Raw genomic sequence first — 6,398 nt, forward strand, 5'->3', positions numbered from 1 at the left:
GGGTACGACACCGATCCGTGGATCCCAACTGGTTATTGATGGCCAACTTCGGCTTGCCGGGCCTTTTCATATCCGGTTAGGCTAAAACTTATGCCGCGGCCCGACAGCTTGGCTTAAGTTTTTGATTTTATTGGAATTGTGGCGGAGGGAGTGGGATTCGAACCCACGGTGAACTTGCGCCCACGCCGGTTTTCAAGACCGGTGCCTTAAACCGCTCGGCCATCCCTCCATCGTGATCTTCACGAGGCGCTTCGTCCTGTTAACAGCAAAACTGTGCCGACAAGAACGCATGCGCTCCATGCTCTAGTGCGCCGCGCAAAGATCTGTCAATCGCAGGACAGGCTCAATCATATTCTCGGGAGCCGGGGGCAATCCCAGGAAGCCGGTCAGATGCAATTGACAATGCCGCCAAAACCCTGCCAATCTCTACCTGCTAATGTTCTAACGGGGGAATTGATGAAGAAGATCTATGAGAAGCCGGTTTTGACGAAGCGCCAGAAGCTGTCTCGTGCGACGGCCCAACAGCTGCCGTCCAACGTGCAGCCGCAATAGCAGGACAAACCCGCACTCTTATTCGGATTTGACGCGCTGGCGATCTTGTGGCCGGCGCTATTGGCAGCAGGGCGTTCTCGAACGAGCACGGACTTTCCGAGCGGCATTCTGCACTCATGCCACAATCTCGCCCTGTTGCGGCCATAATCGATTAACATCGTGATAAGCAATTCCTGTGCAAAAGGGATTGGGGATCAAGGTGTTGGCCTAACGGGCGACCTCTGGCTCCGTCGGGTGCAGCACGGTAGGGGACAATCGAAAACATGCAGACTCCGACGCGCCCGCGTCTTCGTCGCGCTTCTGCTTTCGCCCTGTGCGCCCTTTCGGGCCTGCTGCTGGCTGCCTGCGCCTCACAGCCCCAGCCGAAGGGGATGGTCTACAAGAAGGCCCGTCCCAAGGAATATTTCGCGGAATCCGAATATGGCGTGAAGGCAAGCCCGCGCGTCCAGTTCATGCGCCGGGGCGGCGGCCGCGACCAGCTCGGCAAGCCCTACCAGGTTCGCGGCAAGTGGTATTATCCGAAGGAAGACAAGAAGGGCTTCACCAAGGTCGGGCTGGCCTCCTGGTATGGCGATGCCTTCCACGGGCGTTTGACCGCCAATGGCGAAGTCTATGACATGACGCATCTGACGGCGGCGCATCCGACGATGCCACTGCCGAGCTATGCCCGCGTCACCAATCTGGAGACCGGCAGTTCCGTGATCGTTCGCGTCAACGACCGGGGTCCCTATCATGAGGGCCGCATCATCGACGTCTCCGAACGCGCCGCGCAGATGCTCGACTATGACAAGGTCGGCACGGCCCGGGTCAAAGTCGAATATGTCGGCCGCGCGCCGCTCGATGGCGACGACGACCAGTATCTGGTGGCGTCCTACCGCCCCGGCAACAACCGGCCGGATCCGTCGGACGGCCTGCCGACCGGTGTGATGGTGGCCATGAACGGCCCGTCGCCGAGCCTCTCGGTGGGCGCGCCGCCGGCCGTGCCGTTCCCTGGACAGTTGACCAATTCGGGGCAGGCCTTTGCCGCGCAGCCGGGCCTGTCGGAACAGCCGACCGTGCAGCCGGCAGCCTTCACGGTGCAAGGCGCCAGTGATGTCGTGCTGCCCGATTTCGGACCGATCGTGCCGGAGCGGCCGGATCTCGGCCTGCCGCCGAACTCGCCCTTCGCCATGGCTTCGCTGTCCTATGCGGATGAGCGGGTGAAGCGCGCCGATGTCTTTGCCGCGCTCGATGCCGGCGGCATGTCGCCGGCCGATATCCTGCGATCGTGGAAGAAATCGAACCGCCAGGAACAGGCGCCCGGATCCGACTACGTCGCCGCCGGTTCCTTCGACGAAGCCGCCGACGCCAAGCGTGTGGCCGCGGCGCTCGAGCCGTTCGGCCGGCCGGAGATCCAGCGCACCGAGCTCGACGGCAATGATTGGTACGCGGTCAATGTCTATCCGGACGGGCACGGCAGCATTGACGACCTGCTCCAGGCAGCCTGGTCGCATGGCGCGCCGGACGCGCTGGTTGTGCGTAACTGATTAAATTTGCACTGCACGTTGATCCGGCCGAAAAAACCCTGCTAGCTTGGCCGCGGGGTAGTCTTGGCGCAATTCCGGGCGACTCTCCGGTTTTGCTCAGATTGGGTCGACATTTCATGCAATTGCGCGTTCTTCCGCCTTTCGCCAGCCTTCTGGGATTGGTGCTGGCGCTGTTGTGCGCCGCCCCGGCTGGCGCGCAGCTGTTCGAGACCAAGGCGACGCAGGCGTTCATGATCGATGCCGACACCGGCACGGTGCTCTTCGCCAAGGACCCCGACAAGCCGATCCCACCGGCCTCGATGGCCAAGCTGATGACGATGGAGGTGGTCTTCAACGCTCTCAAGGCGAAGCGGATCACGCTCGACGACACGTTTGTCGTCAGCGAAAACGCCTGGCGCACCGGCGGCGCGCCGTCCGGGACCTCGACCATGTTCGCAAAGCTCAAATCCGAGGTCCGCGTCGAGGACCTGATCCAGGGTGTCACCGTGCAGGCCGCCAATGACGGCTGCATCGTGCTTGCCGAGGGCATGGCCGGCTCGGAAGCGAATTTCGCCGCGCAGATGACGGATCGCGCCCGCCAGCTCGGCCTGTCGAAATCGACCTTCGTCAATTCGACGGGCCTGCCTGCCGACGGCCAGCAGACGACGGTGCGCGAGCTGACGATGCTGGCGCTGCATCTGTGGCGCGACTACCCGGAGTTCTTCCACTATTACGGCCAGCCGGACTTCACCTGGAACAAGATCGCGCAAAGGAACCGCAATCCACTGATCGCCATGGGGATCGAAGCCGACGGCTTTGTGGCCGGCGCCAGCGAACAGGCGGGCTTCGGCCTAGTCGGCACAGTCAGCCACAACGGCATCCGCGTGATCGCCGCGCTCACTGGCCTGGCGAATGACCGCGAACGCTCAGAAGAGGCGCGCAAGCTGCTCGACTGGGGCTCGCGGTCGTTCCAGAAGACCGAGATCTTCGCCAAGGACGAGGTGGTCGGGGAAGCGCAGGTCTTCGGCGGCGCCAAATCCGGCCTGGCCTTGAAAGCCAAGGGCCCCGTGGACATCTTTCTTCCGATAGCCAACCGCGACAAGCTGACCGCCAGGATCGTCTATCAGGGTCCAGTGTCGGCGCCGGTCGAGGAAGGGCAACCGGTCGGTGAGCTGCGCGTTTGGATAGGCGATACGCTTAGCCAGCAGACGCCGCTCTATGCCGCCGAATCGGTGAAGGTGGGCACGCTGCCGCAGCGTGCGCTCGACGCGGCCAAGGAACTCGCTGTCGGCTGGCTGCGTCAGAAACATTTGTGATCGGGCAAGTTCGTGGACCTTTTGTCGGACGGGAGCTATGACAGCGGCCAGCACGGGCAAAGGCAGTCTCGATTGGCGAGCGGATTTTTTATCACTTTCGAGGGCGGCGAAGGAGCAGGCAAGTCGACGCAGATCGAGCGGCTGGCGCGGCGCATGCGCGCCAAGAAATACGAGGTGCTGGTCAGCCGCGAGCCGGGTGGATCGCCTGGCGCCGAGGCGGTAAGGCACGTTCTTCTGTCCGGCGCGGCCGAGCCGTTCGGCCCGAAGATGGAGGCAATCCTGTTCGCCGCCGCGCGCTCCGACCATGTCGAGCAGGTCATCCGGCCGGCAGTCGAGCGCGGCTCGATCGTGCTGTGCGACCGTTTCATCGATTCCTCGCGCGTCTACCAAGGTGTCACCGGCGGGCTCGACGCGGATTTCATGAAGGCGCTGGAGGCCGTGGCCATCAACGGCTTGATGCCGAACATGACGCTGATCTTCGACATCGATCCGGCCGAAGGCCTGAAGCGGGCGGCCGCGCGGCGCGGCGCGGGTGACGCCGCCGATCGTTTCGAGAAGGAGACTTTGGCCATCCACCGGCGGCGGCGCGAGGCTTTCCTGGCCATTGCCGCGGCGGAGCCGGAGCGCTGCATCGTCATCGACGCGGCCGCCGATCCCGATACGGTGGAAGATGTCGTCACCGCCGCCGTCTTCGCGGCGCTGGAAGAGAGGATGCCGGCGCAAAGGATCGAGACGGCGCCGGCATGATCTTCGAACGCATCGCCCCAGAGCAGCACGACACGCTGGACGGCGTGCCCGAGCCGGCCGAAACGCCGCGGCTGATCGGCCACGCGACGGCGGCCGGGATGCTCGCTGGCGCCTACCGCGCGGGCAAGCTGCCGCATGCGCTGATCTTTGCCGGGCCGCTCGGCATCGGCAAGGCGACGCTGGCGTTCCATCTGGCGCACCATCTTCTGAAATATCCGGATTTCAGGACGGCGCCCGACACGCTTGCCGTTCCCGATCCGGCGTCCCCACTGTTTCGCCAGATCGCCACCGGCGCGCATCCGGGCGTGCTGCATCTGACGCGCCCCGCCAACGACAAGATCAAGAGCTTCAAGACGGTGCTGACCGTGGACGAAATCCGCAGGGTCAGCCGCTTCCTGTCAATGACTTCGCATGATGGCAGCTACCGTGTCGTCATCGTCGACCCGGCCGACGACATGAACACCAACGCCGCCAATGCCTTGCTCAAGAATCTCGAGGAGCCGCCGGCGCGCACCTTGTTCATTCTGATCGTGCACGCGCCGGGCAGCCTGCTGCCGACGATCCGCTCGCGTTGCCAGATGGTGCGGCTCGCGCCGCTGGCGGCCGACGAGCTGATGGCCGTGCTGGAGAATGTCGAACCGCCGCCGCCGGATGATGCGGCCGCACGCGCGGCGCTCGCCGAGCGGGCAGGGGGCAGCGCGCGCAACGCCATCCTGCTCACCCAATATGGCGGGCTGGAGATCGCCGGCGCGCTCGACGCACTGGTGACGGCCGGGAAGCCCGACATTGCCGGCGCCCACCGCCTCGCCGAGGCCGTGGCGGGACGCGACCAGGCGATCCAGTTCGACATCTTCAATCGCCGCGCGCTCGATCTGCTTTCGGCCGCCGCCAGCGAAGCGGCGCTGTCCGGCGACCTCGCCAGGGCCAAAACCCTGTCTGAGGCTTGGCAGGAGGCGCTTAACACGATATCTGAGGCCGAGACCTACAATCTCGACAAGAAGCAGCACGCCCTGACCATGATCGACCGCCTGAATTCTGCGATGCGAATGTGACGGCCCGTTCGATGCATGCCGTTGGCCCACTTTCGGGCGGCCTGCATTGGCCTCGGGATGGCAATCGACGTTCCGATGCGATATCCACCGCCACAACTCACATTCAGATATTTTGACGGTTCATTCATGTCACGCGACACATTCTACATCACGACCGCGATCTCCTATCCGAACGGCAAGCCTCATATCGGCCATGCCTATGAGCTGATCGCCACCGACGCGCTTGCCCGCTTCCAGCGGCTCGACGGCAAGGACGTGTTCTTCCTGACCGGCACCGACGAGCACGGCATCAAGATGCTGCAGACGGCGCGCAAGGAAGGCATCGCGGCGCGCGAGCTCGCCGACCGCAATTCGGCCGAGTTCAAGCGCATGGCGAGCGCGCTGAACGCTTCCAACGACGATTTCATCCGTACCACCGAGGAGCGGCATTATGCGTCCTCCCAGGCGATCTGGAAGGCGATGGCCGCCAATGGCGACATCTACAAGGGTGGCTATGCCGGCTGGTATTCGGTGCGCGACGAGGCCTATTACGGCGAGGAGGAGACCGAGGTCCGCGCTGACAATGTGCGCTACGGGCCGCAGGGAACGCCTGTCGAATGGGTCGAGGAGGAAAGCTATTTCTTCCGCCTGTCGGCCTATCAGGACAAGCTCATCGCGCTCTACGAGAGCCAGCCCGATTTCATCGGTCCGGCCGAGCGTCGCAACGAGGTGATGAGCTTCGTCAAATCCGGGCTGAAGGACCTGTCGGTCTCGCGCACCACCTTCGACTGGGGCGTGCCGGTGCCTGGCGACGAGAAGCATGTGATGTATGTGTGGGTCGACGCCTTGACCAACTACATCACCGGCATCGGCTATCCCAATGAAAACGATGATAAATGGCGTTTCTGGCCAGCCGACGCGCACATCATCGGCAAGGACATCGTGCGCTTCCACGCGGTCTATTGGCCGGCGTTCCTGATGTCGGCGGGAATTCCGCTGCCGAAGCGCGTCTTCGGCCACGGCTTCCTGTTCAACCGCGGCGAGAAGATGTCGAAGTCGGTCGGCAACGTCATCGACCCGTTCACGATGGTGGACCATTACGGCGTTGACCAGGTGCGCTATTTCTTCCTGCGCGAGGTGCCGTTCGGTCAGGACGGCAACTACAGCCATGAGGCGATCGTCAACCGCACCAACGCGGATCTCGCCAATGGCCTTGGCAATCTGGCGCAGCGGTCGCTGTCCATGAT

Annotated in this window: 5 protein-coding genes and 1 tRNA gene; 5 read left to right on the forward strand and 1 reads right to left on the reverse strand. The window is 63.6% G+C overall.

Features of this window, described 5'->3' with window-relative positions; translation table 11 throughout:
* Positions 1–139 precede the first annotated feature (139 nt).
* A tRNA-Ser gene (locus EOA27_RS17235) sits at positions 140–229 on the reverse strand.
* 586 nt (positions 230–815) lie between these two features.
* Between EOA27_RS17235 and EOA27_RS17240 the strand changes: the two genes are divergently transcribed.
* The 5 genes from EOA27_RS17240 to metG form a co-directional block, all read left to right on the forward strand.
* On the forward strand, positions 816–2,078 hold the full coding sequence (locus tag EOA27_RS17240) for a septal ring lytic transglycosylase RlpA family protein (protein ID WP_126082739.1): 1,263 nt from the start codon (positions 816–818) through the stop codon (positions 2,076–2,078).
* Positions 2,079–2,194: 116 nt separating this feature from the next.
* A complete protein-coding gene (locus EOA27_RS17245) occupies positions 2,195–3,373 on the forward strand; it encodes a D-alanyl-D-alanine carboxypeptidase family protein (protein ID WP_126082740.1) in 1,179 nt (392 codons plus the stop codon).
* 72 nt (positions 3,374–3,445) lie between these two features.
* Entirely contained in the window at positions 3,446–4,120 is a 675-nt protein-coding gene (tmk, locus tag EOA27_RS17250) for a dTMP kinase (RefSeq protein ID WP_126082741.1), read from the forward strand.
* Positions 4,117–5,172 (forward strand): DNA polymerase III subunit delta', encoded by a 1,056-nt coding sequence (locus EOA27_RS17255; protein ID WP_126082742.1) that lies wholly within the window; start codon positions 4,117–4,119, stop codon positions 5,170–5,172. Before tmk ends, EOA27_RS17255 begins: the two co-directional genes overlap by 4 nt.
* Positions 5,173–5,298: 126 nt before the next feature.
* Positions 5,299–6,398, forward strand: a 1,100-nt coding sequence (gene metG / locus EOA27_RS17260) for a methionine--tRNA ligase (protein ID WP_127256760.1), incomplete at its 3' end; no start/stop codon positions are given.

It is taken from the genome of Mesorhizobium sp. M2A.F.Ca.ET.037.01.1.1, assembly GCF_003998075.1.
Lineage (GTDB): Bacteria > Pseudomonadota > Alphaproteobacteria > Rhizobiales > Rhizobiaceae > Mesorhizobium.

What these genes read in the sequence shown, in the direction of transcription:
- EOA27_RS17245 (WP_126082740.1), top strand. Translation starts at nt 2,195, where the DNA reads ATGCAATTGCGCGTTCTTCCGCCTTTCGCCAGCCTTCTGGGATTGGTG.
- EOA27_RS17240 (WP_126082739.1), top strand. Translation starts at nt 816, where the DNA reads ATGCAGACTCCGACGCGCCCGCGTCTTCGTCGCGCTTCTGCTTTCGCC.
- EOA27_RS17255 (WP_126082742.1), top strand. Translation starts at nt 4,117, where the DNA reads ATGATCTTCGAACGCATCGCCCCAGAGCAGCACGACACGCTGGACGGC.